Origin of the sequence: Actinomadura miaoliensis (assembly GCF_039536785.1) — a bacterium.
Taxonomy (GTDB): domain Bacteria; phylum Actinomycetota; class Actinomycetes; order Streptosporangiales; family Streptosporangiaceae; genus Spirillospora; species Spirillospora miaoliensis.
The window spans coordinates 1-26331 of sequence record NZ_BAAAZG010000084.1 but is presented as its reverse complement, the minus strand read 5'-3'; the positions used below and the strand labels follow the sequence as shown (position 1 = coordinate 26331).

Below are 26331 nucleotides of genomic sequence, written 5' to 3'. Positions count from 1 at the left end.
CCGGGTCAGGCGCGGCTCCAGCGCTGGTCCTGCCAGGCAGGGTCCAGCGGGGTGTGGGCGATGTGGTTGGTGTAGTTGGACAGGGTCTTCATGCCGACGCCCAGGACGATGTCCATGACGTGGCGGCGGGTGTAGCCAGCCGCCAGGAAGGCCTCGACCTCTTCTTCCTCCACCCATCCCTGCCGGGTGACCATGGCCTGGGTGAAGCGGCGGACGGCCTCCAGTGCGGGGGCGGCCAGCGGCTTGCCGTCGCGCAGCGCCCGTACGACGTCGGCGGGGACGCGTGAGCGCAGCGCCAGGGTGGAGTGGGCCGCCACGCAGTACTCGCAGTTGTTCTCCACGCTGGCCGTGATCCACACGACGTGCTTGGCGGGGCCGGGCAGGGAGGACTTGGCGAACAGTTCGGCCAGGGCGTTGTACCCGGCCAGCAGTTCGGGGGACTCGGCCATCACCCCGTTGAGGGTGGTCACGAATCCCATCCGGCGCTTGGCGGCCTCCAGTTGGGGGCGGGCCGCCTCGGGGGCGTTGGTCTCGTCGTAGACGGTGAAGCCGGTCATCGGCGGTCCTCCGTGGTGTGGGTTCGGGGTGAACGGGTCTGTGGTCGAGCCGGTCAGGGGCGGGCGGCGCCGGTGAGGGCCCGCAGGGTGGTGGTCGCGGTGGCCAGCAGGTCGGCCGCGGGGGCGCCGGCGCGGGAGCGCAGGTTCATGCCGTAGGCCAGCAGCGCCAGCATGTCCGCGGCCGCGTCCAGGTCCAGGCCCGGCGGGATCTGCTCCTGGGCGCGGGCGTCCTGGAGCGCGGCGCGCATCGCCGCGCGCAGGCCGCGGTGGTGGTCGTCCAGGATCTCGCGCACCTGCGGGTCGTCCCGGTCGGGACCGGCGTGGGCGTTGGAGACCATGCAGCCCCAGCGGGCGTGCTCGCCTTCGCAGCGCGCCCGCACCAGGCGGTCGAAGAACTCGGTGATGGCGGGCAGCCCGCGCCCGTCGGCGGCCAGGCGCTCGAACACCGGGCGGGACTGGCTTTCGACGTAGCGGCGCAGCGCGGCCGCGTACAGGTCGCGCTTGCCGCCGAAGGTGGCGTACAGGCTGGAGCGGCTGAGCCCGGTCGCGTTCACCACCTCGGCGATGCCCGCCGTGGCGGCCCCCCGCTCCCAGAACAGCCGCACCACCTGATCCAGCACCGTGTCGGGATCGAAGTGCTTCACGTCGGGCATCCGCGTCACCACCTATCTTGGAACGAATGTTCCAAGATTCGCACGACGGCTGCCCGGGCGCAACCCCCGAAGATCGACCGGTGTAAGCCGCCGCGCGCCGGGTTCGCCGCGTTCGCCGCCAAGGGTCGAGGCCCGTTCGCCTCGGCCGCCCCTACGAGCCGTCCGTCTCGGACGAGAAGGCGTCATGCACGAGCCGCACCGCCTGGGGTTCGAGTACGGCGAGGGCGGGAAGCGTCCGATACCACTCGTCACCGGTGAGGATCTCCGCGACGATCCGGACGGCCCGCCCGGTCTGTTCAGAGCCCGCCCGCGCGGCCCGAAGGGCGACGTCGGCGAGTGCCCTTCTCCTGTCATGCACGTAGCCGATGGCGCGGGCGGCCTGCTCGGCCTCTTCCAGCAGGTGCGCGGCGCCCAGCGCCGGGACCACGTCCTGCAGGGCCAGATCCCGGTCGGTGTCCGAAGTGAGACTGGAAGCCGTGCGCCACGCCTCCTGCGCCGTGTGTGCGGACAGCGTGGGATCGATCCCGGTGAGGGCCATGGCCACGCCGCTCAGTTCCTGTGCACGCAGTGTGGGAGACTCGACGGCTCGGGCCTGCCGCAGCGCCTCGTGAGCGGACGTCATGGCGCCCTGGGGGAAGGACTCGGCGAGTCCCTCGGCAAGAGCGCTCCACTGCCTGGCGTCGGCGGCGAACTGGTGCGACGCGAACGCGTCGATGAGCCGTTCGGGCCGGTCGACCAGCCCCGCGGCCGACAGGTGGCGGATGACCGCGGCCCCCGCCTCCCGGGTGTCATGGAGGTCGGTGACCCCGTGCCGGCCGAGCGAGACCATGACATCGACGATCGACGCGACGACGTCGTCCAGACCGGCGCCGTTCTCCGGATGCGCGATGGCGTGCCACGCCTTGGTCGTCTCCTCGGCGTCGTGAGGAAGGGCGGAGGCCGTCCGGGCCGCCAGATCGAAACGACCGCGGCGAGCCCATTGACGGATCAACCCGTGCCGGGCCGCCTCGAGCGCGTGGCGCTCATCGATCTTCGAGACGGCCAGTTCGGCCTCGGTGAACAGTCCCACACCGGCCAGTGCCATCGCGGCGTCCCGGAGCGTGGCCTCGCCGAGCGAGGTATGGGCCTCGCGCTCGGCGGCCGCCCACGCCCCCAGGGCGGCGACGTCCGCCCGGCCCGGATCCGACTCCGCGACGGCCGCGGCGACCGCGCAGAGCACGTCGCATCGGTGGTACGGCTCGACAGAGGTCTTCCAGGAGGCCCGCAGCGCCTCCTCGGCGGCCTCGGCCGCCTCGGTGCCACCATACGGCCGCTCCTTGGCGAGGGCGGCCGCGATCGCGGTGAACGCCCGCGCCCGCCGCCGCGGCGCAGCGATGCCGGTGGCCGTTCTTCGCGCCTGCTCGATCCGGCCCGCCGTCGCCAGCCGCACGGCCAGGGAGGCGTTGAGTTCGTCGCGCTCGTGGGGGGTGGTCACCGCGGCGACGAGCCGCTCCGCCCGGTCCGGCGAGTTCGCCGTCACCATCTCGGTGATGAGTTTCGCCTGGGCCGAGACACGCTCGTACGCCCTGGGGATCGCCGTGGCGACGCGTTCGGCCTCGTCGAACAGCCGTGCTGCCCCCAGGGCCTGAACGAGCCCCTCCGATGCGCCGGGCCTCCGCCACCCATCGGTCCTGGCGACGGCCAACCGGGCCTCCGTGGCCGCTCGCGTCGCCCGATCGGGTGCGGTGGAGGCGACGGCCACGGCCACCGAGCCCCAGGTGAGCGCGGCCTCCCAGGGGTCCTCGACGGCGGACATGCACTCCCAGGCCGCGGCGGCGAGCCGCACCGAATCCGCCGGGGCGGTGACGGCCGACGACCGGGCGAGCGCGGCCAGCGTCTCCGCGCGGTGCCACGGGTCGGTGACGGCTCTGGCCACCTGCTCGGCCCGGTCGAGCATCGAGGCGTCGATCAGGCCATCGACCAGGCCCCGCATCATCCACCCCCGCTCTTGCTCGTAGTAGGGCGGTGCCTGTTCGGCGCGGACCGACAGGGCGTGGGCGCGTGCCGGGTCCAGACGGGAGAGCGGCACGATGATCGCGCTCCACGCGGCCACCTGGTCTCGTGTCTGCGGCAGGGCCTCGGCGATCTCACAGCACTCTTCGACGATGTCGGCCGCGCGGTCCGGGGCCGTTTCGACGAGAGCCTCCGCCACGGCGCTCAGCGCGTCGACGCGGGAGGTGGCCATCTCCAGGCTCCGTGCCAGGGATCGAGCGAAATCCACCTGGCCGAGGCGGGCCCAGACGGCGGGAAGACGGGTCGGGACGGCGTTCCCGCGCTGGCCGATCCTGTCGCGTTCGACGGACAGGCGGACCAGGCCGGTCAGATCGGGCGCCGGCCCGCCGAGGATCAACTCCGTCGCCGCCGTGATCTCGCTCAGGGCGTCGAGGTCGGAGCGGCTCCGGCGGAGCATGAGCTCGTGGCGTTCCGCGTCCGCGGCCAGTTCGAGCAGAGACTCCGTCCGGCCTTCGGCGGCCAGCAGCCGGACGTACGGGCGCAGGAGATAGGCCGGTGTCCTGTCCGGCCAGCGCGCCCGCCGATACATGTCGGCCCACGCTTGGATGCGCTCCCGGTAGGCGCCGAGGGCATCGCCCAAGGTCTCCTCGGCGATGACCTTGAGGGTCTCGTGTGCGAACAGGTAAAGCTCGGCCCCGTCCCGCCGGCGTGTCCTCAGGCTTCGGCCGAGCGCCGACCCGAGCCGCCCCTCCAGCGAGTACCGGGGGCGGCCGGTGAGCTCGCAGAGGTCGGTCACGGTCAGGCCGCCGCCGGAGGCGGTGACCAACCCGATGATCTCTTCCGCGTCCGGATCTCCGCTCAGGTGGTCGAACAGCTCGTTCTTCGCCTGGATCTCGAGGTACCGCGCGTACGGCGAGGACGTGAGGCGGCGCCGCCGGCAGTGCCGGAGCGGATGGTCGCCGGGCACGTCGCCCGGCACCCCGGGGCCGAGGCGGCTGGTCACCAGGACGCGCACGCCGTCGGGCGGATGGCGCGGCAGCAGGTAGGCGATGCTCGGCTTGGCGCCCTGGTCCTCGTCCAGGCCGTCCACGACCAGCGCCAGCCGCCGGCCGCGGTCGCGCAGCCGCCGTGCCGCGGTCTCCAGAAGGTGCAGGAACCGTCCGCTGCGGGCCGACATCCCGGCGACGGGCACGGTGGGCTCTCCGGCGAGAACCTCCAGCTGGTCGATCATCGCCCGGAGAAACGCGTCGGCGTCGTTCTCACCGGACAGCCGCGACGTCACGAAGAACGCGACGACGCGCACCCCGGCGGGCGGACGCAACGCGAACGTCGACGTGAGTGCGGTCTTCCCGGCCCAGGGAGGGGCCTGCCACCACTGATACGGTTCCTCGCCCGCGCAGAACGCCAGCAGCTCGGCCAGCTCCTCCTCGCGGTCGAGTAGATACTCCGGGGCGAGGCTGCGGACCTGAGCGGTGTACGCGGCGTTGACCAGCGCCCCCGGGGACGCGGGAGCCGCGTCCGGCAGATCGGCGGCGTCCTCGGGCAGCCCGAGCAGCTCGCGGAGCCGCCGCAGATCCTCGGCGGGCAGGGCGGCGAACCACGTGTCGCACCGCGTGGCGGCCAGCCGTCCGAGCCCGTCGGAACGGTGATGTTCGCTGATCACGCCGACGATCAGGCCGCCGGAGAAGACCGCGGCGCCGGACATCCCCTCCCACGGTGACCGCGCCGGATCGGGATCGGGCGCGGGCGGAGGACCGTCCAGGCAGACCTCCAGCGTGCGTTGCTTGCGGTTGGACAGCAGCGGCGCCGTGCCGACCAGATGACAGCTGTCCCGGTACTGGGACGGATCCCCGTCGGGGAGCCGCCTGGCGTGGTCGTCGCGCAGCTTGAATCTGGGGAATCCGGTGGCGGTGCAGGGGAGCACCGCGTCCCGGGCGCCGATCCGGGCGAACCGCGCGGGTTCGATCGGCCCCTCGTCCTCCCGATGGGGAATGCCGACCACGGCCACGTCCCCGGCCCGGGAGATGAGCAACGGTGTGGCGGCGACGACCCGCTCATCGTCCCGCTCGGCGTTGAACCTGACGCGGATCCGCTCCGCGCCGTCGACGACGTGCGCGGCGGTCAGGACCGCGCCGGCCGACACCCGGAATCCCGATCCGCGCCGTCCCGGGCCGCCGTCGGCGGGTTCGACGAGCAGCTCGGCGACGCGGTCGGCGTGGTCGTTCGCCGACATCGCCGGCTCAGCGTTCGCCCGCGCCCGCCGTACCCGAGACGTGCGGGGGCTCCGATGATCCCGCGACCGTGGGCTGCAGGGTGAGCTTGATCCGCTGCGTGGTGGCGTGTGTGTCCTTCAGGTCGCCGCCCAGCTCCACCACCCAGAACTTGACCTTGCCCTGCGCCCCGCCCTCCTCGGTCACCGCGACGGTGACCTCCAGCTCGATGGGGCCGAGTTCGAAGCGGAGCCGTTCGCTGGCCGCCGCGTCCACCGCGGCGCCGAGTTCCCGGCGAAGCTGCTGAATCACCGTGGACAGTTCGATCACGTGTCCTCCGATCTGCGACCCTGACCCAACACTAGGACAGGCCCGGCGGCCACACGGTTCCACGAGCACGGGCGGGGGTGCCGGTGGTGGAATGCCGGGCGTGTGGATGATGTTGTTAGACCCTGGGACGGCCGGGAAAACCGATCGCCTTGGGCGCGTCGTCCCGGCTACGGTGCCAAGGTTGCGGGGACGCCCGCCCGGCGCCGCCCGGCCGCCCTGCCCCGCCCTTGGTCACCCGTTCGACGGTAATGAGGACGCACGTGAAATCGCCGCTCGCCGACCTGCGCGCGCGCCTGCCCGAGCTGACCCTGTACGACTCGCACCGGTTGCGCCGCCGTCTCGACGGTGCGCAGAAGCTGCGTGACGAGCGGCGGCGCGCCCGGGTGCTGGCGGAGATCGGCGCCGAGATCGAGGCCGCCGAGCGGCGGGTGGCGCGGCGGCGTGCGGCCGTTCCGGCGATCACCTATCCGGCCGCGCTGCCGGTGTCGCAGAAGAAGGACGACATCCTGGCGGCCGTGCGGGACCACCAGGTGGTGATCGTGGCGGGGGAGACCGGGTCCGGCAAGACCACCCAGATCCCCAAGATCTGCCTGGAGCTGGGCCGCGGCGTGCTCGGCTCGATCGGGCACACCCAGCCGCGGCGGCTGGCCGCCCGGACCGTGGCCGACCGGATCGCCGAGGAGCTGGGCACCGAGCTCGGCGAGGCGGTCGGGTACAAGGTGCGCTTCACCGACCGGTCCGGCGACGACACGCTGGTCAAGCTGATGACCGACGGCATCCTGCTGGCCGAGATCCAGACCGACCGGCTGCTGCGCCGCTACGACACGCTGATCATCGACGAGGCGCACGAGCGCAGCCTCAACATCGACTTCCTGCTCGGATACGTCAAGGAGATCCTGCCGAGGCGGCCCGACCTCAAGGTGATCATCACCTCGGCGACGATCGACCCCGAGCGGTTCTCCAAGCACTTCGACGACGCGCCGATCGTGGAGGTGTCGGGCCGGACGTATCCCGTGGAGGTCCGGTACCGTCCGCTGGTCGACCCCGACGACCCGCAGGCCGACCCCGACCGCGACCAGATCCAGGCGATCTGCGACGCGGTGGACGAGCTGTCCGGCGAGGCGCCGGGCGACATCCTGGTGTTCCTCAGCGGCGAACGGGAGATCCGCGACACGGCGGACGCGCTGGGCAAGCACCTCAAGGGGCGGCGGGGGCCGCAGACGGAGGTGCTGCCGCTGTACGCGCGGCTGTCGGCGGCCGAGCAGCACCGGGTGTTCAAGCCGCACGGCGGACGGCGCATCGTGCTGGCCACCAACGTCGCCGAGACGTCCCTGACCGTCCCCGGCATCAAGTACGTCATCGACCCGGGCACCGCGCGCATCTCCCGCTACAGCCACCGGCTCAAGGTGCAGCGGCTGCCGATCGAGCCGATCTCGCAGGCGTCGGCCAACCAGCGCAAGGGCCGCTGCGGACGCGTGTCGGAGGGCATCTGCATCCGGCTGTACTCGGAGGAGGACTTCGAGGCGCGGCCGGAGTTCACCGAGCCGGAGATCCTGCGCACCAACCTGGCGTCGGTCATCCTGCAGATGACGGCGCTGGGCCTGGGCGACATCGCCGCGTTCCCGTTCGTCGAGCCGCCGGACCGCCGCAACGTCAAGGCGGGCATGGACCTGCTGCACGAGCTGGGCGCCATCGACCCGGCCGAGAAGGACCCGCGCAAGCGGCTCACCCCGCTGGGCCGCCGGCTGGCGCAGCTGCCGATCGACCCGCGGCTGGCCCGGATGATCCTGGCCGCCGACGAGGGCGGCTGCGTCCGCGAGGTGCTGGTGATCGCCTCGGCGCTGTCCATCCAGGACCCGCGGGAGCGTCCCGCCGAGCACCAGCAGGCCGCCGACGAGAAGCACCGCCGCTTCGCCGACCCGACGTCGGACTTCCTGGCGTACGTGAACCTGTGGAACTACCTGCGGGACCGGCAGCGGGAGCTGTCGGGCAGCGCGTTCCGGCGGATGTGCCGCGAGGAGTTCCTGCACTACCTGCGGGTGCGTGAATGGCAGGACCTGCACTCGCAGCTCAAGCAGGTCGCCAAGTCGCTGGGCGTCACCGTCAACAGCGCCGACGCCGACCCCGACCGCATCCACGTGGCGCTGCTGTCGGGCCTGCTGTCGCACATCGGCCTGCAGGACACCGACCGCAAGAAGGACGAGGGGAACCAGCGGCGGCGTCCGCAGGTGGAGTACCTGGGCGCGCGGGGCGCCAAGTTCGCCGTGTTCCCCGGGTCGGCGCTGTTCAAGAAGCCGCCCCGGTGGGTGATGGCCGCCGAGCTGGTGGAGACGTCCCGGCTGTGGGGCCGCATCAACGCCCGCATCGAGCCGGAGTGGGTCGAGCCGCTCGCCCAGCACCTGGTCAAACGCACCTACAGCGAGCCGCACTGGTCCAAGAAGCAGGCGGCGGTCATGGCGTACGAGAAGGTCACCCTGTACGGGGTGCCGATCGTGGCGCAGCGCCGCGTCAACTACGGCCGCATCGACCCGGAGCTGTCGCGCGAGCTGTTCATCCGGCACGCGCTGGTCGAGGGCGACTGGGACACCCGTCACCGGTTCTTCCACGACAACCGCGCGCTGCTGGACGAGGTGGAGGAGCTGGAGCACCGGGCGCGGCGCCGCGACATCCTCGTCGACGACGAGACGCTGTTCGACTTCTACGACGAGCGGATCCCGCCGGACGTGGTGTCGGGGCGGCACTTCGACGCCTGGTGGAAGAAGGCCCGCCACACCGAGCCGGACCTGCTGAACTTCGAGAAGTCGATGCTCATCAACCAGAGCGCCGACGACGTCAGCGAGGCCGACTATCCCGACGCCTGGCGGCAGGGGCCGCTGCGGCTGCGGCTGACGTACCAGTTCGAGCCGGGCACCGACGCCGACGGCGTCACCGTGCACATCCCCGTGCAGATCCTCAACCAGGTGCGGCCAGACGGGTTCGAGTGGCAGGTGCCGGGGCTCCGGCAGGAGCTGGTCACCGAGCTGATCCGGTCGCTGCCCAAGCCGGTGCGCGTCAACTTCGTCCCGGCGCCCGACTTCGCGCGGCGCGTCCTGGAGCGCGTGTCGCCGCGCACCGAGCCGCTGCTGGCCGCGCTGGAACGCGAGCTGACCGCCATGACCGGCGTGCCGGTTGCCCGGGAGGACTGGGACCTGGCGCGCCTGCCCGCCCACCTGCGCATGAACTTCCGGGTGGTGGACGAGCGCGATCGCGTGCTCGGCGAGCACACCGACCTGGACGCGCTGAAGCGCAAGCTGCGCGGCACGATGCGCGGCACGCTGGCCAAGGCCGCGTCGAGCGAGGGCATCGAACGCGCCGGGCTGCGCGAGTGGACGATCGGCGAACTGCCGCGCACCTACCAGCGCAGCCAGTCCGGGTACGAGGTCAAGGCGTATCCGGCGCTGACCGACGAGGGCGACGCCGTCGCCGTCCGCATGTACGAGACCGAGGCCGAGCAGCGCCGCGCCATGTGGCTCGGCACGCGCCGCCTGGTGCTGCTCAACTGCACGTCCCCGGCCAAGCTGATCCAGAAGGGGCTGACGAACCAGGGCAAGCTGGCGCTCAGCCACAACCCGCACGGTTCGGTGGCCAAGCTGTTCGACGACTGCGTCACGGCCGCCGCCGACCGGCTGATCGCCGAGGCCGGCGGGCCGGCGTGGGACGAGGCGGGCTTCCGCCGCCTGTACGACCACGTGCGCGCCGAGTTGCACGACGCGACCGCCGCGATCGTGACGCACGTCGAGCGGATCCTCGCGGAGGCGCACGAGATCGACCGGCGCCTGCGCGGCACGACGAGCCTCACGCTGGTGCCGGCCCTGACCGACGTGCGCGAGCAGCTCGGCAGGCTCATCCATCCGGGGTTCGTGACCGCGACCGGCTGGCACCGGCTGCCCGACCTGCCCCGCTATCTGCGGGCGTTGCGGATCCGGCTGGACAAGCTGCCGGAGAACCCGGGCCGCGACCGGCAGCTGACCTTCCAGGTCCACCAGGTGGAGCAGGAGTACGAGGCGCTGCTGCACCGGCTGCCGCCGGCGCGTCGCGACGAGGAGGCGGTCCGGCAGATCCGCTGGATGCTGGAGGAGCTGCGGGTGTCGCTGTTCGCCCAGCAGCTCGGCACGCGCGTCCCGGTGTCGGACAAGCGCATCCGCAAGGCGATGGCGCAGATCACGGTCTGAGGCGGGGTTGTCGGCCGCCCGGTCGGAGTCTGTCAGCCCGCGTGTTGATCATCTTCGTCGCCCCCCAAGTCACTGCAGTCACGGGTACTAGTGCGTATCGTTCATTCCATGCCTAATAGCGATGAGCGCGACAACAGCGGTCCTGGGGGGCAGACCGTGACTCCCGAAGCCGCTGTCGCAGAGGCAGGCGCACAGTCCACCGAGGGCGCTCCCGCCGCTCCCGAGACCACCGCCGCCGAGAACGCCGCCGAGAACGCCGCCGCGGCGGTCGACACGGCCGCCGAGACCGGAACCTCCGCCGCCGTGCCCGAGCGCCGTACCGACGCCGCCGTGGCGCGGGTGGGGGATCCCGTCGCGGTCTGGCCGTGCGCCAACTGCGGCCGTCCGGTGCCGCAGCCGGTCGGGGCCGTGCGCACCGTCCGCTACTGCCAGGACAACGACGGCGCCTGCGCCCGCGAGGCGCGCGAACGGCGCGAACGGGGCCGGGACGCGCCCGGCCTGACCGGGCAGGTCGCCGCCACCTGGGAGATGGTGGAACGGCTGGAGCGCACCGCCGACCTGCTCGCCGAGTCGCTCACCCAGGAACTGAGCGTCGCCGGCGTGGAGCGGCGCGTCGCCGAGGTGCGGGCCGAGGCCGCCCGCGAGCTGGCCATCGCGCAGAGCGAGCGCGACGTGTCCCAGCGGCGTGCCGAGGAGGCCTGGCAGGAGGCCGCCGCGGCACGCCAGCGCGCCGACGACGCCGAGCAGGCCGCCGCCAAGGCCCGCGAGGAGGCCAAGCTGGCCACCTCCAAGCGGGACGCCGCCCAGCAGGCGTGGGAGGAGGCCCACCAGATCGCCCAGCAGGCGGTGTCGGCCAAGCTGGCCGCCGAGAGCGAACGCGACCGCATCGCCGCCCGGGAGACCGAGCTGCTGGCCGCGCTGGAGAACACCCGCGCCGAGCTGGTCGCCCTGCACGCCAAGCTCGCCGAGACCGAGGGCGCGGTCGAGGCCCAGCGGGTGGAGGCCGCCGTCGCCAAGCAGGGCGCCGAGGATTTGCGCACCGCCATGCGCGACACCGAGGCGCAGCGGCAGCGCGCCATGCAGTCCGCCAGCAAGGCCGAGGCCGAACGGGCGGCCGCGCTGCGCGCCCAGTCGGAGGCCGAGGCCGAGGTGGTGCGGGCCAACGCCCGCGCCGAGGACGCCGTCAAGGAACGCGACGCCGCGCTCGCGCAGGCCCGGCAGGCCACCGCCGAACGCGACGAGCTGGCCACGAAGGTCAACGACCAGGCGCTGCAGCTGCGGCAGCTGTCCCAGTCGGTGGCCGAGCAGCAGGCCGCCCTCGCCGCGCTGGCCGAGGAGCGCGACGCGGCCCGCGCCGAGGCCGACCGGGCGCGCCGCCAGATCGACCAGCTCACGCAGGGCACGCTCTCGTCGAACTTCGTGCCCGCCCCGCCGCCGCCCGCAGCCGGGCATCCGCCGCAGTTCGGGACGCCCCCGCCCTACCCGAACGCGCTTCTGGCGCAGCAGGGCGGCGAACAGGGGCCGTCACCGACCGTCCCCGGCCTCCCCGTCCACGGCGGCGCTTCGGCGGCCGCACGCGGGCAGCAGGGCGCCGTGCCGACCGACCGCGAGGACCCGCTGTTCACCGGCCCGTGACGGCTCCGGAAACGCCGCCGTGCCCGCCGCAGTGGGCAGGCGGCAACGGCCGGACGTGCCCCGCGGTCAGGACGACCAGCAGTGCTCGGTCGACGGGGTGGTCTCCTCCAGGGCGAAGCTCACCGAAGGGGACATCTCAGGCTTGGCCGCGGGGGCGGACTCGGCGGGCGGCGCGAAGCGCTCGGGATCGACCTCGATCCAGATCTGCTCGGCCCGGCCGAGCAGGCGGCCGTCGGCCCCGTACAGCGCCGTCGCCGCGTGGGTCTTGCGGCCCTCGCGGGTGCGCGCCAGCCCCATCACCACGCACCGCTCGCCCGCCGCGGGGACATCGGTGACCTGCGCGGTCATCGTGCCCAGCACCGACGGACGGCCCGGTTCGAGGAACGACCACACGCCCGGGCAGTCCAGCGCAGCCCACACCAGCTCCCGTCCCGGCTCCTCGGCCGGCGTCCACGGGGCCGCCACGGTGCCGTCGCCCACCGGGCCGGGCGCCAGCCGCAGCCCGTCGCCGGGCTCGCGGTCGGTGCCGCACACGAAACAGCCGGGGAACGGATGGTCGTCCACGCCGCGGAAGTTCGCGGCCGCCCCGAGCGCATCCTCGTACGGCACCGCCGCCACCGGCGGCACCACGATCGCCCCGGCCAGGGCCTCGGCGACCACCGCCTCGCCGTCCCACAGCCGGGCGCTGAGCCCCCGCTCGTCGTCCACGCTCACGCGCAGCTCGGTGTCGAGCGGCGGCGGGCGGCGCAGCGTGACGGTCACCGTGTCGGTGGACAGGTGACCGGCGAGCAGCCCCGCCACATAGCCGCCGTTGCCCGACCCCTCGGGCCCCCGGAACCGCGTCTCTATGATCAACTGAATCCCCCGGAGTCCGCTTCGGTATGAAAACTCCGCCGATAATAGTGATCCGCCCCGACAGTTCCGCACCCCGGGTGACCTGCCGCTACTACCGTGAGCAACGGCACTTGTCCGGCCCGGGGGAGGGCGGCCGCGCCGTGGACCACTCGCGGCGGTAAGCCCGTTCCGTCAAGGTTCGCGCGTTCCCGAGACCTTTTCGCGTGGGAGCGCGTCAACCGTTCCCGTCAGAACGACGGCGCGGTCACAGGGCGCGGGACGGCTGGGGACGACCCGGCCGGGTGGTGAAGAACACCGACAGCGACCCGGTGAGCCGGGCGCGCACCGTCGCCTCGTCCACCGGACCGTCCTCGGGGACGGGGGTGCGTTCCAGCGCCCGGGCGATCAGCTGCTCGACGTTGCGGTCGGCGACCAGCACCGAGCACGTGTCGCAGGCGTACCAGGGGTAGAGCATGTTGAGCACGGCCACCGCCGTGTCGTCGTCCGACAGGTGGGTGGTGTCCAGCTCGACCTCGAAGATGTCGGTGTCGTCGGGGTCCAGGGTGGGGTAGTACAGCCAGCGCGGGCCGGAGCAGCCGCAGAAGTCGCATGTGCGGTCGCGCTGCTCGGGGGCGCCCACGGCCAGTTCCAGCTCGTGGTCCCACGGCTCCACCCGCCGGTTGTGGCGGTAGCCGACGCCGTCCAGCGTGCCCTCGCGGTTGTGCGTCACGTCATGCACCTCGCCGCCGCAGCGGGCGCACATGAAGCCGATGTCCTCCATGTCCCTCCCCGGTTCGCTGGGCACCGGCTCTCACAGTATCCGGCCGCGGCCGTGCTCGTCCGCCGGGGCGGGCACCGGGATCCGGGGTGCCCCGCGGGCGGGGGCGCGCACCGTCGGGTACCTTGATGATCCTCCCTGGTGCGCTCCGGTGATCCCGGCAGCCCCCGTCCTGTTCCCTCCGGCCGCCGCATCCGGCTCTCCGCGCCGGTTTCCACGCCCGAGCCCGACCGAGGAGGTTCCGTGTCACTCGTTCCCGCCCGCACCGACGTCGTCCTCAACGCCGACAAGGTGGACCTGGTCCGCGACGGCCGGACACTGCTGGACCAGGTGACGATGACGGTGCTCACCGGCGAGCACTGGGCCCTCCTCGGACCCAACGGCGCGGGAAAGAGCACGCTGCTCGGCATCCTCGGCGCCTACACCCACCCCACGCGCGGCACCGCCGAGATCCTCGGGCACCGGCTCGGCCGGGTCAACGTGCACGAGCTGCGCGCCCTCATCGGGCAGGTCAACCCGCGGCACCCGCTGCAGTCGGCGCGCACCGTCCGCGAGATCGTCCTGACCGGCGTGACCGGCACGATCGAGCTGGTGCCGCGCTGGACGCCCACCGACGACGAGCGGGCCCGCGCCGACGAGCTGATCGAGCTGATGGGCCTGGCCCGCCGCGCCGACGCCCGCTGGCCCCACCTGTCGCAGGGCGAGCGCGGCCGCACCCTCATCGCACGGGCGCTGATGCCCGACCCGCCGCTGCTGCTGCTCGACGAGCCCGCCACCGGCCTGGACCTGGCCGCCCGCGAACGCCTGCTGGCCAGCCTGGACGAACTGCGGCAGCGGCGCCGCGACCTGACGACCGTGCTGGTCACCCACCACCTGGAGGAGCTGCCCACCAGCACCAGCCACGCCCTGCTGCTCAACGAGGGCCGGGTGCTGGCCGCCGGACCGGCCGACGAGGTGCTCACCACCGAGTTGGTCAGCGCGTGCTTCGAGCACCCCGTGACGATCTCCCGGCACAACGGCCGCTGGGCCGCCACCGCCGGAACCCCGTAGGCACGCGGCCGCAGCAGACGGCCCCTGGCACACGGCGCGACGGGCCTCAGGCGTCCGCGGGGACGCGGTGGGCGGCCAGGTGCGCAAGCACCGACTGGTTGGCCTCCCACCCGTCCGGGAACTTCACCGGCACGCCCAGATGCACCGGCTCGGTGGACGGATGGGCGTCCAGCAGCTCGGGAATCCCGGCGCGGGCGACAACCACGCACGCGTGCCGGTGCCGCGAGGTCAGCACGCACAGCCGCCCCGACTCCAGGTGGAACGCGGTGGCGTCGCGGCGGCCCGACAGCGGATGCAGCACGACCGTCACGTCGTACTCGCGGCCCTGCAACCGGTTGGCGGTGTCGACGGTGATGCCCGCGCCCAGCGAGCCGAGCGCCGCGCGGATCGCGGCGACCTGGTCGCGGTGCGCCGCGCCGATCGCCACCCGGTCCGCGCTCACCTGCTTGGTGCCCAGCTCCGAGTGGGCGACCGGGCCGCGCTGCAGCAGCCGCACCGCCAGCGCCGCCGTCGCCCGCACCGCCTCGGCGTCGGTGCGCAGCGTGTGCCGGGCGGGCAGCTCGTACAGCGCCCAGCCTGTGGCCGCGGCCTCCTCCAGCGCCCGGTCGTAGGTGGTGCCCATGCCGCGCGCGCCGAACTCCAGCCGCCGGTCCTCCGGACCGGTGCCCGAACGGAACCCGGTGAACGGGTAGAACGCCTCCGACACCAGCGGCGCCGCCGACGCGGGCAGCCGCCACGACACCGGCAGCCGGTGCACCGGAAGGTCGGGGTTGTGCGCCAGCAGCACCGCCACGGCGCTGCGCAGCGGGTCCCACGTCAGCCCCGCCCACCGTTCCACCTCCACGGTGGAGAACGGGTCGAGCTGCCCGGGGTCGCCGACGAACAGCGCCCGCTCGAACCGGCCGGCGATGCGCAGCAGCATGTCCGAGCGCATCTGGTACGCCTCGTCCACGATCGCCCACGGCCACGACCCGTCCGCCAGCGTCGCCCACTTGGCCGCCGTCGCGATCACGATGTCGCGGTCGGCCAGCTCGTCGGCCTTCTGCGCGACCCGCACCGAGGCATGCGCGGTGACCCGCTCCGACGGCGCGTAGGTCGACGCCGACAGCCGCCCGATGCCCAGCGTCGGATGCCTGACGGCGATGCGGTCGATGAGGTCGTCGACCTGCTCGTTGGTCTGCGCGACGATCATCAGCCGTTCCCCGGCCTCGGCCAGGTGCGCCGCGGCCCGCACCACCAGCGTCGACTTGCCCGCGCCGGGCGGGGAGTCGACCACCACGCCCCGGTGCTCGCCCGCCAGGTCGGCCAGCACCGCGTCCACGACCCGGGCCGCCGCGACCGAGGGTTCGGGCTCGTCCTGCGGCCCGCGCACCAGGCGCAGCGGGCCCGCAGCGGACGGGCGTGCGCCCGTCATGACCGTACGGTCCGTCATGACCACTCCTCCGCGGCGTCCTCGTCGGTGGGCACGTAGTCCTCGGGCGGGCCGCCGTGGGTCCACGGCGTCTCCTCCCGGTCGGGGAACCGGGCCGCGCCCCAGGAGTCGGCGACCCGCGAGGTGAAGCACACCCGGTCGCCGACCTGCGGGATCGTCCCGGGTTCGGGCGTCAGCTTGCGGCCCATCCCGCCGGTCAGCTCCAGCAGCACACCGCCCGCGTCCAGCTCCACCACGCGGCCCTTGAGCGCGGGACGGTCGGCGCTGCACACCGTCGTGCCGGGCTCCAGCCGCACCGGGTCCTCGGTGCCGACGCGCAGGTACGGCCGCAGCCGGGGCCGCTTGCCCGTCTCGTCCAGCCGGGTCGGGTCGCACTCGGTGACCACGCCGCCGAACGCCTGGCCCGCCAGCCGGTGCTCGGCCATCACCAGCGGATCGTCGAACGCGCGCTGCGCGTCGTAGCTCTCCTGGGCGCGTTCCAGGTCGTGCAGCCGCCGCGCCGCCCGCACCGGCGGATCGCGGCGGGCCTGCGGATACGCCTCGCCGAACGTCTGGTGGTAGTAGGTGAACGCGTCGCGGTCGCGTTCCCAGCGGGCGGGCACGCTGGCGCCCTCCGGCAGTTCGCGCAGCAACCGCATCCCCCGCCACATCAGATCCCAGGTCGGGGTCAGCTGGCTCTCCAGCGCCGCGCGGATCCTCTCCTCCGCCTGCGGCGCCCGGTCGTTGTAGGCGGCGATGGCCGGGGCCAGCACCTCGTTGTCGAACGTGGGGTCGGTCGCCGGACCGGCCGGGGGACACGTCACCGGGTCCTCGGCGAGCGCCGCCGCCGCGGGACCGTCCATGCCGTCCGGCGGGTCGATCCAGCCCAGCAGCGCCGCCAGGTTGCCGTCCTCCAGCGAACTCTGCCCCGTCGCCCAGTGCAGCCGCAGCATCTCGGTCATCGCCAGCAGCAGCGAGCTGCCCGGGTGGTCGTGGCGTTCGGTGAACCAGGTCAGCCACCGGCCCAGCGCCGGGACCGCCGCGTCCACCGCGTACGGGCCCTCGGTGCGCCGGAACCGCGTGGAACGCCCCAGCATCCGCAGGAACGCCACCCCGCCCCGGTTGGGCACCAGCAGCTGCGGCGCGTCGCTGTAGCGGGTCTTCTCCTCGCCGTCGCGTCCCGGCGGCAGCTGCTCCACCGACCCGCGGCTCGCTTCCACGTGGTCGAGCACCACCTTGGCCAGGTCGGCGGCGAACGCGAACCGCAGGTCGCGGTTGCGTGGCTGCGGCACCACCAGCAGCGTCGGGTCGGACGGGCGCGTGCCGAGCATCACCGCCAGCGGCGCGGCCGCCTCACCGGCCAGCTTCAGCGGCACCATCACCAGCGGCGCCTCGGCCAGATGGCAGTGCCGCACCGTGGCCAGCGGCTGCGCCCGGCCCGTGGCCACCGCCTCCAGCTGCGCCAGCGACGTCAGCGCACTCAACCCTGCCCCCCGCTCGCCTCCGGGGCGCCGAGAAGGCGCCGCCTTCCCTCCTCACTCGTCCCTCGCTCGTCAGTCCAGGCGGCGCCGCGCCTCTCCGGCTCGCTCATTACCGGTGCCTCTCCACCGGCGTTCGCGGGGCGCGGGTCACGCGGCACCGTCCAGGGCCTCGCGGCGCAGGCGGGCGGCGGTGCGCAGCTGCGCGGCGGTCTCGGCCAGATCGGGCGACGGCTCGATCGTGCCGTTCGCCAGCGCCAGCGCGGTGCCGACCGAGTCGACCCCGCCCAGGTCGTCGCGCACCGACCGGCCCAGCGCGCCCGTCGAGCCGCACGCGCGCGCCTCGTCCCGGCAGAAGAACGCCATCTCGCAGGTCGACATGCACTCGGGCGCGTAGCGGGCCGCCACCGCGCGCACCGCCTCGGGCAGCGCGTCGCCGGGCGTGAACGTCAGGTCGTCCGGCAGCGCCTCCAGGATGCGGTCGACGCGGGTGAGCCGCGCCAGCTGCCGATCCAGCACCGCCAGCTGCGGCCGCACGTCCAGCAGCGACGCGGTCGGGCGGTTGGAGAAGTTCTCCGGGCACACCAGGAACACCTCGTGCGACACCCGGTCGGCGGGCGCGCCCAGCTCGGCCAGCAGGCGGCGCAGCGCCAGCACGTATACCGCGGACTGGCGGGCGGCGGCGGCCACCTGGTCGGGCTCGGCCTGCCCGTCGATCACCGCGAACGACTTGATCTCGATGACGTGGAAGCGTCCTTCCAGCTGGAAGGCGATGACGTCGGGCTCCAGGTAGGCGGGCTGCCCCGCGATGTCCAGCCGCAGCAGCGGATGGTCGAACAGCGTGCCCTCGCCCGACTCCAGCGCGCGCGCCAGCAGCCGCCGGGTGCGCGTGTAGCGCAGCTCGCGGCCCTCGTTGCCGCCGACCACCTCGAGGTCGTCGTAGGCGACCTCGGGCACCTCCAGGCCGAGGCGGTCGCGCAGCAGGGTGAGCAGCTCGGCGCAACCGTCGGCCTTCACCTGCGCCTCGAACGCGTTGCCGCGCGTGATGGCGAACTGCGACTGGCCGAACTGCGCGGGGAAGCCCAGCGCGCGGGCGACGGCGTCCTTGTCCACCCCCGCCGCGTCCATCACGCCGCGCCGCGCGCAGCCGGGGTTGGCCGTCAGCGCGGCGATGGTGCGGGCGTCGTGGTTGCGCGGTTGCGCGCCGCCGCGCAACCGGTCGAGGTCGAGTGCGGTGTCGGTCATCGGTCGTCTCCGTTGCTGGCGCCGTCCGGACGGCGCCGCGGCGGGGCCGGGTCGCTCGTCCGACGGGAGGTGCGGGGTGCCGCCTCGCCGCCCGGGCCGCCGGACGGCACCGTCGCCGCCCTGCCGCGCTTGGCGGCCGGGGCCGGCGCGGACGAGCGGCGCTTGGGCGTCTTCTTGCGGGACGCGGCGGCGGTGCTCTTGCGTGAGGCGGTGGTGCCGGCCCGGCGCTGGCGCGGCACCGCGGGAGCCGGGGCGCCCGGTGGGACGCCGCCGACGGCGGACGCGGCGGTGCGCATCGCCCGCAGGCGGGTGCCGAACAGCAGCTCGGCCTCGTCGAGCTGCGCGCGGGCGCGTTCGGCGGCCTGCCTGCGCTGGTCGCGGTCGGCCGCCTCGTGGACGTCGAGCTCGGCCCGCGCCGCCTCGGCCAGCACCGCCGGGTCGACGACGCCGACCGTCCCCGTCGCCGGCACGTCGGCCGCGCCGGGGATGTTGGCCGCGAACCGCCACAGCAGCCGCCGCACCTCCGGCGACGACGCCGCGTCGCCGCGCCCGGCGTGCTCGGCGACGCGCATCGCCGCGGTGAGGAAGTCGGTGCGCGGGCTGAGCGGCCCGACGATCCGCTGCTCCAGCGGCCACGTGCTCACCGTCACCAGGCCGCGCGCCGCGGCGAGCAGGTCGGCGGTGAGCCCGGCGCACAGATAGTACGGCCGGGCGTACGGGGCGGCGCGGAACGAGCGTTCCTCGTCGCGGCGCAGGCTGGTCAGCCGCGTGCCCAGGATCTCGCCGGGGAAGAACGCCGCGTACACCGACCCGATCAGCTTGGGCGCGGCGGGCACGCCGAGCAGCGTCAGGGCCTGGTGGACCTGGTCGCGCACCGGCAGCAGCCCGCGTTCGGCGCCGCCGCCCGTCCGGGGGCGCTCGTCGGCGGGATCGCCGCCGTCACCGAGCACCGCCTCGTCCCAGGCGCGTTCGGCGCCGCGCAGCTCGGCGCGCAGCGTGCGGGCCTGCCCGCGGTCACCGGCCGCCATGGCGCGCCGGACCGCGGCGCGCAGCTCGGCGATGCGCTCCTCCAGCGCCTCGGGCGTGAGCGCGTCGGGTGACGTCGGCATGCGGGTGAGACTAACGCAGCTTCCCGACAGTTCCAGTGTTTTCCAGTGATTGGAGTGTCGGCTGTGGCGTCGGGGAAGCGTCAGCGCGGCCTGCGCCAGATGATCGAGTAGCGCCACAGCGCGTGCCTGCGGAATCGCGCGCCGGGCAGCACCCGCAGCGCCTCGTCCCGCACCTCGGCCCACGTCATGTCGGGGTCGGCGACCGGCGCGCCCGGGTTCCCGGCGCGGCGCCGGTTGCGCCACCGGTGGAAGTAGTGCGTCGGCACGGCCACGGCGTCGTACAGCAGGTCCGTCAGCTCGCCGTTGCCGGCCACGCTGATGACCACCAGGCTCCCGCCGGGGCGCAGCGCGTCGCGCATGGTGCTCAGGGCCGCCGTGAAGTCCATGTGGTGGATCGCCGCGACGCTGCAGACGAAGTCGAAGTGCTCGCGCGGCACGTCGTACTCCAGGAAGTCGGCCTCGACGAACTCGACGTTGCCCACGCCCTCGCTCAGCTCCCGCGCCCTGGCGACCATCTCGGCGGACGCGTCGAGACCGGTGACGTGCTCGGCGCGCGGCGCCAGCCGCCGCACCAGCAGGCCGTCGCCGCACCCCACGTCGAGGGCCGCGCCGCAGCCGCGCGGCACCGAGCTCAGCACCACGCCGTGGTAGTGCGTGTTGTGGTTCCAGTAGTCGTGCGCCGGGTCCGATGTCGCCGGAAGGGGCACGCGTCCTCCTGGGGGGCGGGCCGCGCGGGGGCCGGGCGCGGCGGTCGTGGTCGTCGGAGAGCCCCCACGATAACGATCACCAGGAGGTGCCGGGGCCTTCCCGTCGCGGAGGCCGCGTGCCAGGGTGGACGACATGATCGACACGAGGGTGCGGCCGATTTGGCTGATCCGGCACGGGCAGAGCGAGTCCAACGCCGGGCTCCCGACGAACGGACCGGGCGCCGCCCCGCTGACCGCACTGGGGCGTGAGCAGGCGGCGCGCATGGCGGCGGCGTTCACCGCGCCGCCCGACCTCGTCGTCAGCTCGCCGTTCGTCCGCGCGCGGCAGACCGCCCAGGCCACCCTCGACCGCTTCCCGGACGTGCCGTACGAGGAGTGGCCCGTCCAGGAGTTCACCTACCTCGGCGCCCTGCACGCCCACGGGACGACCGCCGAGCAGCGGCAGCCGTTCGCCCGGGCGTACTGGGAGCGCTGCGACCCCGCGCACGTCAGCGGCGGCGACGGCGAGTCGTTCCGGGAACTGATCACGCGCGCCCACGCGTTCCTGGACCGCCTCGCCGAACGCGAGGACGGACTCATCGCGGTGTTCACCCACGGCATCTTCATGCGCGCGGTGATCTGGACGCTTTTGTCCGGCGTCACCGACCCCGACGCCGCCGCCATGCGCTCCTACCGGCGGTTCCAGGGCGCGTGCGACATCCCCAACTGCGCCGTCACGGAACTGTGGCGGCCGAAGGGCCAGCACGGGTTCCGTGTCGTCGGCGGCGGCACGACCCACCTGGCCGGCGCCGCCACCGCCCAGCCCGCCGCCCCGGCACGCGCGTCCTACCTGGACTGAGCGCGTCCGGAGCCGCTCAGTCCGGGAAGCTGGCGAAGTAGCCGCCGGCCATGTCGTCGTCGGCGTGGCCCTTGGCCTTGGCGCGGCGGAACCGCTCGCCCGCGGCCTCGTTCATGTCCACCCGGACGCCCGCCGAGGCGGCGGCCTCGCTGATGAGACGGGTGTCCTTCTCGGCGTTGCCCACGGTGAAGCTGGGCGTGAAGTCGCCCGCGAGGATGGCCTTCATCTTGGCCTGCAGGTACGGGCTGTCCATGGGGCCGCCCGTGACGACCTCGCCGAACAGCGCCGGGTCCAGGCCGAGCGCCTTGACCAGGGCGAGGACCTCGGCCAGCACCGACGTCAGCGAGATCCCGTAGCTGACGGTCGCCATCTTCAGCCGGGTGCCAGCGCCGCCCGCGCCGTCCTCGTCCAGCCACAGCGTCTTCTGGCCCACCGCGCCGAACACCGGCTCCAGCGCCGCGCGCGCCTCCTCCGGGCCGGCCGCGAGGATGACCAGCTTGCCCTGCTCGGCGGGCTGCCTGGTGCCCTGCACGGGCGCGTCGACGAACGTGACGCCGTGCTCGGCGGCCAGGTCGGCGAGAGGCCGCAACGCGCCCACGCCGACGGTGCTCATCTGCGCCCACACCTGGCCGGGCCGCAGCGCGGACGCGGCGTCGGACATGGCCGAGAGCACCGCCTCCCCGTCGCTGAGCATCGTGATGACGACGTCGGCGCCGTCGACCGCCCGCGCGGGGGAGTCGGCGACGGCCGCGCCGTCCGCGGCCAGCGGCTCGGCGCGCGCACGGGTGCGGTTCCACACCCGCACGTCCAGGCCCGCCCTCGCCAGGTTGCGGGCCATCGCCGCTCCCATGATCCCGGTGCCCAGCACGGCGACAGAAGACATGACGCTCTCCCAGAAATTCTTGACCGATCGTTCTAATTAGTTGGCGGGGGCGGCCGGCAGAGCGCCCAGGGCGGTGTCGACCACGGCGGACAGGCGCCGCCGGTCGGCACCGGCCTTTCCCTGCACGCGCAGGCCCTGGATGGTGGTGACCAGGAAGTCGGCCAGCGCCGTCACGTCGGCGTCCGGCGGCAGCTCGCCGCGCTCGCGGCCGCGCCGCAGCGCCGCCGCCACCAGCTCGGCCAGCAGGTCGAACGCGCGGCCGACGACGCGTCCCGCCAGCGGGTCGCCCGGCAGGCGCTCCACAGCGGTGTTGGTCATCAGGCAGCCGCGCCGGGCCGGGTCGGCGACCGTGTCGTCCACCAGCTCGAGCAGCAGGTCGCGCAGCACCACGCGGACCGGCTCGTCGCGCTCCAGCCGCTCCCGCATGCGCCCGAGCGACTCTTCGGCGTAGCGCCGCAGCGCCGCCTCGTACAGCCCGTCCTTGCTGCCGAACGCCGCGTACAGCGATCCCCGGCCGATGCCGGTGGCCGCCACCAGATCCTGGATGGAGGTCGCCGCATAGCCCCGCCGCCAGAACAGCTCCATGGCGTCGGCGACGGCCGCGTCCACGTCGAACTCCCGGGTACGCCCCATGCCGCCAACCCTAGGATTTTCTGTAACGATCAGTCAAGTAAGGGTCGGAGAGGGCGGATCAGCCGTAGGCGGGAGCCTCGTTGGAGATGTCGGTGTAGGGGGCGGCGAACAGGTCGAGGGTGCGCTCCAGGTGCGCGGACCACCAGGTGACCAGCCCGGCCGGACCCGCGGGGGCGCGGTCGCCGGGACGGTCGTCGCCCAGGTAGCGCTGCCGCAGCGGCGCCACGTCGCACAGGCGCTCCCACCACACCCGGTGCACCGCCGACTGGATCTGCCCCGCGTCCAGGGGGAACGTCGCGCGGTGGCCGCGGACGAACGCGCGCACCCGGTCCAGGTCGAGGCCGGGCTCGTCGTCGGAGGCGAACAGGGACGCGGCGGCGCGCACCACCTCACCGGCGACCGGTCCGGTGGTCAGCGCGTCCCAGCCCAGCACGGCCGTCACGTTGCCCGACCCGCCGTAGCGCAGGTTCCCGGCGTGGAACGCGCCGTGCAGGTGCCCCACCGTGCACACCTCGATCTCGGGGGGCTGGTGGTCGGCGAACTCGGCGAGCAGCTCGCGACGCTCATGCAGGCGGCGGGCGGTGAGCGCGTCGAAGTCGGTGCCGTCGCCGGGCAGCGCGTCCAGCATCCGGTCGACGGCGTCGATCGCGTCGGCGGCGTGCGGCGTGGGGACCAGCATGCTCTGCTGGACCGGCGGGGTCAGCCGGTCGAGCTCGGCGTGCAGGGCGCCCAGCAGCTCGCCGAGCCGCTCGCACTGGACGAACGTCAGCTCCAGCCCGCCGCGCCGCCGCCCCGCCACCCACGGATGCAGCGCGTACGCCGTTCCGGCCGAGGTGACGAGCGTGCGGCCGCCGCGCGCGGGCACCGGCGCCAGGACGGGCAGCCCCGCCGCGTCCAGCTCGGTCGTGACCGCGTGCTGGAACAGCACCGCGCGCCGGTCAATGCCGGTGTACCCGGTGAGCAGGTACGCCCCGTCGGCGGTGTCCACCCGCCAGCACCGGCGGCCGTGCCGCTCGGCCACCGGTGTCGGCGCCCCGGCGGGCGCGCCGATCGGCCAGCGTTTCAGCAGCCGCGGTGGAAGCTCGGTGTCGCAAGCGCTCTGTGACGTCGGCACCCCAGCACCTCGGTGGCCCTCGAACGGATGTTCACGTACCGACGCTACACGTCCGCCCGGTGCGGTGGAAGCGGAACCGGCGGCGCGGTGCGCCCCGGCGCACGGCCCGGCACGCCCGGCGGTATCTCAGCGGCGTTCGAGGACCACCACGGGGATGTCGCGGTCGGTCTTGCGCTTGTACTCGTCGTAGTCGGGCCAGGCGGCGACCATCGTCCGCCACAGCCCGGGCTTCTCCTCGGCGGTGGCGGTCCGCGCCCGCGCCGTGAACTTGTCGCCCTTGACCTGCACCTTCACCTCCGGGTCGGCCTGCAGGTTCAGATACCACTCCGGGTGCTCGGGCGCGCCGCCCTTGGACGCGACGATGACGTAGTCGTCCCCCACCTTCTGGTAGATGAGCGGCGTGGTGTACTCGCGGCCCGTGCGGCGCCCCTTGGTGGTGAGCAGCAGGGTCACGGTGCCCTGCCAGTCGTGCCCTTCGGCCCCGTCGGTCTCCTGGTACCGCTTGACGTGCTCCTTGCCGTACAGCATGAAACCCCTCTCGGTCGGCGTTGGCCCGCGCACCGCCGAGCCGTCGCGCCGCGCAGCCGGACGCGGCGGCTCGGAGCCGGGACATCGCGGTGATCGCCGAAGATCCTTACCCGGCCGGCACGGAACAATACGCTGGGCGGGTGAGCGAGGCGGCGGACAGGGCGCGGCGATGCGCCAAGGCGATGTACGAACGGGACGAGGCGACACGGCACCTCGGCATGGAGATCACCGAAGTCGCGCCGGGGCGGGCGCGGGTGCGGATGACCGTCACCGACGTGATGGTCAACGGGTTCGGCATCGCCCACGGCGGCTATGTGTTCCTGCTCGCCGACACGGCGTTCGCCTACGCCTGCAACACCCACGGAGCGGTCACCGTCGCGGCGGCCGCCGACGTGACCTTCGTGGCGCCCGCCCGCGCCGGCGACGTGCTGGAGGCGGTGGCGGACGAACGCGTCCGCTACGGGCGCAACGGCGTCTACGACGTCACCGTGCGCCGGGTGGGCGACGGGGTCGTCATCGCCGAGTTCCGGGGTAGTAGCCGCAGCAGGAACGAAAGCGTGATCGCCGAGGCGGAGCCGGACGGGCCGGGGAGCTGACGCCGCCGGACACCGCGGCGGTGAAATACGGCCGGCGGCGCCGCGGTTGTCGCGACCGAACGCGCCATGAGCGAAGCCGTGACGGTATGGAGGTGGCCATGGAACTCGGCCGGGTGGGCATCTGGAGCATCGGGCTGCGGTCGGACGATCCCGCGGCGCGTCCGCGGATCGCGGAGGCCGCGGCCGAACTGGAGGAACTCGGATACGGTGCCGTCTGGCTGGGCGGCAACCCGGGGGTGAACCACGCCAGGCCGCTGCTGGAGACCACGTCCCGCCTGGTGGTGGCCACGGGCATCCTCAACATCTGGGAGTACGAGCCCGAGCGGGTGGCCGAGGAGCAGTCCCTGCTCGCCAAGGACTACCCGGGCCGGTTCGTGCTGGGCCTGGGCGCCAGCCACGGACCCCTGATCGGGGACAAGTACCAGCGGCCGTACACCAAGATGATCGACTACCTGGACCGGCTGGACGCGGCCGGATCGCCCGCCTCGCAGCGGGTGCTGGCGGCGCTCGGCCCGCGGATGCTGGCCGCGTCCCGGGACCGCGCGGCGGGCGCCCACCCGTACCTGGTCACGGCGGAGCACACCCGCAACGCGCGCGAGATCCTGGGCCCCGGCCCCGTGCTGGCGCCCGAGGTCAAGGTGGTGCTGGACGACGACCTGTCCCGTGCCCGCGCCGCCGCCCGCGGCCACCTGGAGATGTACCTGCGGCTGCCCAACTACACCGGCAACCTGCTGCGGCTGGGGTTCGACGAGGAGGACTTCGCCGACGGCGGCAGCGACCGGCTGCTGGACGCGGTCTTCGCGCTGGGCGACGTCGACACGGCGGCGCGGCGGGTCGCCGAGCACTTCGACGCGGGCGCCGACCACGTCGCCATCCAGGTCATCACCGCGCAGCCGCAGGGCCTGACCACCCGCGAGTGGCGCGAGCTGGCCGTGCTGAACGAAGGCTCCTGACGCCGGGAACCGCCGAGACCTGGCGGTGCCGGGCGCCCCGGGATCGTCAGGTCTCGCGCAGGACCTTGGTGAGGAACGTCGCCGTCTCGTCGGGGCGGTGGGCCGTCACGCACAGGTTGTTCATCGTGCGCATGTAGGTGTCGACGTCGGTCGGCTTGTCCAGGTAGAGGGCGCTGGTGAGCTGTTCGATGAACACCACGTCCGACAGGCCGGGCTCGCCGAACCGCAGGATCGTGAACGGGCCGCCCACCGCGGTGTGCCCGCCCGCGCCGAACGGGACGATCTGCAGCGTGACGTTCGGCAGCTCGCACATCTTGATGAGGTGCTCGATCTGGCCGCGCATCACCTCGCGGCTGCCGATGCGGCGGCGCAGCACCGACTCGTCCAGCACCGCCCACATCGTGGGCGCGCCGGGCTCGGTGAACCGCTGCTGGCGCGTGAGCCGCACCTGCACGCGGCGCTCGACCTCCTCCTCGGCGGCGTCGGAGTGGCCGAGCAGCACCACCGAACGGGCGTAGTCCTCCGACTGCAGCAGCCCCGGCACGAACTGCACCTCGTAGGCGCGGATCAGCGAGGCCGCCTCCTC

The 26331-nt window shown here is 73.8% G+C and carries 22 protein-coding genes; 6 read left to right on the top strand and 16 right to left on the bottom strand.

Going from position 1 to position 26331, the window contains the following annotated elements:
• Positions 1-5: 5 nt before the first annotated feature.
• The 4 genes from ABD811_RS42385 to ABD811_RS42370 form a co-directional block, all read right to left on the bottom strand.
• Positions 6-557: a carboxymuconolactone decarboxylase family protein gene (locus tag ABD811_RS42385; RefSeq protein WP_344959189.1), complete on the bottom strand. Its 552-nt coding sequence runs from the start codon at positions 555-557 to the stop codon at positions 6-8.
• Positions 558-610: 53 nt separating this feature from the next.
• Entirely contained in the window at positions 611-1210 is a 600-nt protein-coding gene (locus ABD811_RS42380) for a TetR/AcrR family transcriptional regulator (RefSeq protein ID WP_344959187.1), read from the bottom strand.
• A 151-nt stretch (positions 1211-1361) separates the two neighbouring features.
• On the bottom strand, positions 1362-5435 hold the full coding sequence (locus ABD811_RS42375; RefSeq protein ID WP_344959185.1) for a trypsin-like peptidase domain-containing protein: 4074 nt from the start codon (positions 5433-5435) through the stop codon (positions 1362-1364).
• 7 nt (positions 5436-5442) lie between these two features.
• The gene (locus ABD811_RS42370; protein WP_344959183.1) at positions 5443-5742 is read right to left on the bottom strand and encodes a trypco2 family protein; all 300 of its coding nucleotides are present in this window, start codon (positions 5740-5742) and stop codon (positions 5443-5445) included.
• A 260-nt stretch (positions 5743-6002) separates the two neighbouring features.
• On the opposite strand from ABD811_RS42370, the gene hrpA reads away from it, so the two are divergent.
• Positions 6003-9953, top strand: coding sequence for an ATP-dependent RNA helicase HrpA (gene hrpA / locus ABD811_RS42365; protein WP_344959181.1), 3951 nt, complete (start codon positions 6003-6005; stop codon positions 9951-9953).
• 108 nt (positions 9954-10061) lie between these two features.
• Entirely contained in the window at positions 10062-11588 is a 1527-nt protein-coding gene (locus tag ABD811_RS42360) for a coiled-coil domain-containing protein (RefSeq protein WP_344959179.1), read from the top strand.
• A 66-nt stretch (positions 11589-11654) separates the two neighbouring features.
• Here ABD811_RS42360 and ABD811_RS42355 read toward each other — a convergent pair whose 3' ends face one another.
• Positions 11655-12443 (bottom strand): hypothetical protein, encoded by a 789-nt coding sequence (locus ABD811_RS42355; RefSeq protein ID WP_344959177.1) that lies wholly within the window; start codon positions 12441-12443, stop codon positions 11655-11657.
• 244 nt (positions 12444-12687) lie between these two features.
• The gene (locus tag ABD811_RS42350; protein ID WP_344959175.1) at positions 12688-13203 is read right to left on the bottom strand and encodes a hypothetical protein; all 516 of its coding nucleotides are present in this window, start codon (positions 13201-13203) and stop codon (positions 12688-12690) included.
• A gap of 240 nt (positions 13204-13443) precedes the next feature.
• Here ABD811_RS42350 and ABD811_RS42345 point away from each other — a divergent pair, with 240 nt between their 5' ends.
• Positions 13444-14250 (top strand): ABC transporter ATP-binding protein, encoded by an 807-nt coding sequence (locus ABD811_RS42345; RefSeq protein ID WP_344959172.1) that lies wholly within the window; start codon positions 13444-13446, stop codon positions 14248-14250.
• Positions 14251-14296: 46 nt separating this feature from the next.
• On the opposite strand, the gene ABD811_RS42340 is transcribed toward ABD811_RS42345, so the two are convergent.
• From ABD811_RS42340 to ABD811_RS42320, 5 genes are all read right to left on the bottom strand, one after another.
• Positions 14297-15682, bottom strand: a complete 1386-nt coding sequence (locus ABD811_RS42340; RefSeq protein ID WP_344959170.1) for an AAA family ATPase — start codon at positions 15680-15682, stop codon at positions 14297-14299.
• A complete protein-coding gene (locus ABD811_RS42335) occupies positions 15679-17145 on the bottom strand; it encodes a hypothetical protein (RefSeq protein WP_344959168.1) in 1467 nt (488 codons plus the stop codon). The genes ABD811_RS42340 and ABD811_RS42335 overlap by 4 nt, the downstream gene beginning before the upstream one ends.
• 144 nt (positions 17146-17289) lie before the next feature.
• Entirely contained in the window at positions 17290-18384 is a 1095-nt protein-coding gene (locus ABD811_RS42330; protein WP_344959166.1) for a hypothetical protein, read from the bottom strand.
• Complete coding sequence (locus tag ABD811_RS42325; RefSeq protein WP_344959164.1) at positions 18381-19493, bottom strand: hypothetical protein; 1113 nt, start codon at positions 19491-19493, stop codon at positions 18381-18383. The genes ABD811_RS42330 and ABD811_RS42325 overlap by 4 nt, the downstream gene beginning before the upstream one ends.
• An 80-nt stretch (positions 19494-19573) precedes the next feature.
• A complete protein-coding gene (locus ABD811_RS42320; protein WP_344959162.1) occupies positions 19574-20200 on the bottom strand; it encodes a class I SAM-dependent methyltransferase in 627 nt (208 codons plus the stop codon).
• Between the two features lie 133 nt (positions 20201-20333).
• Between ABD811_RS42320 and ABD811_RS42315 the strand changes: the two genes are divergently transcribed.
• On the top strand, positions 20334-21038 hold the full coding sequence (locus ABD811_RS42315) for a histidine phosphatase family protein (RefSeq protein WP_344959160.1): 705 nt from the start codon (positions 20334-20336) through the stop codon (positions 21036-21038).
• Positions 21039-21054: 16 nt separating this feature from the next.
• On the opposite strand, the gene ABD811_RS42310 is transcribed toward ABD811_RS42315, so the two are convergent.
• From ABD811_RS42310 to ABD811_RS42295, 4 genes are all read right to left on the bottom strand, one after another.
• A complete protein-coding gene (locus ABD811_RS42310) occupies positions 21055-21921 on the bottom strand; it encodes an NAD(P)-dependent oxidoreductase (RefSeq protein WP_344959158.1) in 867 nt (288 codons plus the stop codon).
• 36 nt (positions 21922-21957) lie between these two features.
• A complete protein-coding gene (locus ABD811_RS42305; RefSeq protein ID WP_344959156.1) occupies positions 21958-22554 on the bottom strand; it encodes a TetR/AcrR family transcriptional regulator in 597 nt (198 codons plus the stop codon).
• A 58-nt stretch (positions 22555-22612) separates the two neighbouring features.
• Positions 22613-23668: a phosphotransferase enzyme family protein gene (locus ABD811_RS42300; protein ID WP_344959154.1), complete on the bottom strand. Its 1056-nt coding sequence runs from the start codon at positions 23666-23668 to the stop codon at positions 22613-22615.
• 126 nt (positions 23669-23794) lie between these two features.
• Complete coding sequence (locus ABD811_RS42295; protein WP_344959152.1) at positions 23795-24196, bottom strand: nitroreductase family deazaflavin-dependent oxidoreductase; 402 nt, start codon at positions 24194-24196, stop codon at positions 23795-23797.
• Between the two features lie 182 nt (positions 24197-24378).
• Here ABD811_RS42295 and paaI point away from each other — a divergent pair, with 182 nt between their 5' ends.
• On the top strand, positions 24379-24792 hold the full coding sequence (gene paaI / locus ABD811_RS42290; protein ID WP_344959264.1) for a hydroxyphenylacetyl-CoA thioesterase PaaI: 414 nt from the start codon (positions 24379-24381) through the stop codon (positions 24790-24792).
• Between the two features lie 98 nt (positions 24793-24890).
• Complete coding sequence (locus ABD811_RS42285; protein WP_344959150.1) at positions 24891-25745, top strand: LLM class F420-dependent oxidoreductase; 855 nt, start codon at positions 24891-24893, stop codon at positions 25743-25745.
• 46 nt (positions 25746-25791) lie between these two features.
• On the opposite strand, the gene ABD811_RS42280 is transcribed toward ABD811_RS42285, so the two are convergent.
• The coding region (locus tag ABD811_RS42280; RefSeq protein WP_344959148.1) for a DUF5753 domain-containing protein at positions 25792-26331 on the bottom strand (540 nt) is incomplete at its 5' end.

What these genes read in the sequence shown, in the direction of transcription:
- ABD811_RS42385 (WP_344959189.1), bottom strand. Translation starts at nt 557, where the DNA reads ATGACCGGCTTCACCGTCTACGACGAGACCAACGCCCCCGAGGCGGCC.
- ABD811_RS42380 (WP_344959187.1), bottom strand. Translation starts at nt 1,210, where the DNA reads ATGCCCGACGTGAAGCACTTCGATCCCGACACGGTGCTGGATCAGGTG.
- ABD811_RS42375 (WP_344959185.1), bottom strand. Translation starts at nt 5,435, where the DNA reads ATGTCGGCGAACGACCACGCCGACCGCGTCGCCGAGCTGCTCGTCGAA.
- ABD811_RS42360 (WP_344959179.1), top strand. Translation starts at nt 10,062, where the DNA reads ATGCCTAATAGCGATGAGCGCGACAACAGCGGTCCTGGGGGGCAGACC.
- ABD811_RS42350 (WP_344959175.1), bottom strand. Translation starts at nt 13,203, where the DNA reads ATGGAGGACATCGGCTTCATGTGCGCCCGCTGCGGCGGCGAGGTGCAT.
- ABD811_RS42340 (WP_344959170.1), bottom strand. Translation starts at nt 15,682, where the DNA reads ATGACGGACCGTACGGTCATGACGGGCGCACGCCCGTCCGCTGCGGGC.
- ABD811_RS42330 (WP_344959166.1), bottom strand. Translation starts at nt 18,384, where the DNA reads ATGACCGACACCGCACTCGACCTCGACCGGTTGCGCGGCGGCGCGCAA.
- ABD811_RS42325 (WP_344959164.1), bottom strand. Translation starts at nt 19,493, where the DNA reads ATGCCGACGTCACCCGACGCGCTCACGCCCGAGGCGCTGGAGGAGCGC.
- ABD811_RS42315 (WP_344959160.1), top strand. Translation starts at nt 20,334, where the DNA reads ATGATCGACACGAGGGTGCGGCCGATTTGGCTGATCCGGCACGGGCAG.
- ABD811_RS42310 (WP_344959158.1), bottom strand. Translation starts at nt 21,921, where the DNA reads ATGTCTTCTGTCGCCGTGCTGGGCACCGGGATCATGGGAGCGGCGATG.
- ABD811_RS42305 (WP_344959156.1), bottom strand. Translation starts at nt 22,554, where the DNA reads ATGGGGCGTACCCGGGAGTTCGACGTGGACGCGGCCGTCGCCGACGCC.
- ABD811_RS42295 (WP_344959152.1), bottom strand. Translation starts at nt 24,196, where the DNA reads ATGCTGTACGGCAAGGAGCACGTCAAGCGGTACCAGGAGACCGACGGG.
- paaI (WP_344959264.1), top strand. Translation starts at nt 24,379, where the DNA reads ATGTACGAACGGGACGAGGCGACACGGCACCTCGGCATGGAGATCACC.
- ABD811_RS42285 (WP_344959150.1), top strand. Translation starts at nt 24,891, where the DNA reads ATGGAACTCGGCCGGGTGGGCATCTGGAGCATCGGGCTGCGGTCGGAC.